Genomic DNA, 825 nt, shown 5'->3' with positions numbered 1-825 from the left:
CGTCTTGTTTCCGCCGCCGGCGCCAAATCACGCTTAGCCCGACGAGCCCGATTAAGAACAGTCCCGCCGTCCCCGGCTCGGGTACCGGCAGAGTTGGATATTGGCTTAGAACAAATGTGGAGCCTGCGCGAAAATCAAAACCTCCGCCGTAAAAAAGACCTACGGAAAATTCTTCACCAATTATATCTTCTATAAAAGGAAAATCGAAATAAATATCAAGAGAGTTATCAACAAGATCAAAGTCCGGAATTGCGGCGGCTACGGCATTACCATCGCCATCGATCACAAATAAAAACAAAAACAATAGTGAGATGTTGCCCTCCCATTCGAAGTGATAATCAGACCAAGGATCCTCGGTGAAGTTAAAGACAGTCTCAAAAAATCCGGTTTGTCCTTCAGAGTTTTCCTCCGTGAAGGTAATGTCGTGAACGTCGCCCTCCGAGAAAGAATCCCACCGTTTGTATATGCAAGTAACGGATGAACCGCAGTCCAGATCGAAAAGATTTGACCCAGGAAATTCTACGGCATATTCGTTCAGGTACACATCGACTTCTTCAGAGCCGGAGTAAAATCCATCGGTTCCATTATGGCTGATCAGAAACGCATGCGCCTGCAGCGGAAACATCAGAAGTGCGACCCCGAACAGTGCGCCAAACAGATTTCGAACCAGCATCGCAGCCTCTCCCCTTGCCCCGGCTATGCCCTCGATGCCGCGGACCTTCGCAACTAGTGAGGCAAGATTCAGGCCATTTTTTAGGAACGTTTATTTTCAACGGATTAGCGCGACCGCGATCCGCGGAATGCATAAGGTGTAATATTTTTTTG

The 825-nt window shown here is 48.1% G+C and carries 1 protein-coding gene; it reads right to left on the bottom strand.

The features are described 5' to 3' along the window. The coding region (locus H7X47_RS25665) for a PEP-CTERM sorting domain-containing protein (protein ID WP_193371638.1) at positions 1-673 on the bottom strand (673 nt) is incomplete at its 3' end. Between the last annotated feature and the right edge of the window lie 152 nt (positions 674-825).

Source organism: Pelagibius marinus, from assembly GCF_014925385.1.
Lineage (GTDB): Bacteria > Pseudomonadota > Alphaproteobacteria > Kiloniellales > Kiloniellaceae > Pelagibius > Pelagibius marinus.
Note: the sequence above shows the minus strand (reverse complement) of the source record. Positions and strands in the feature narration are given on the sequence as shown.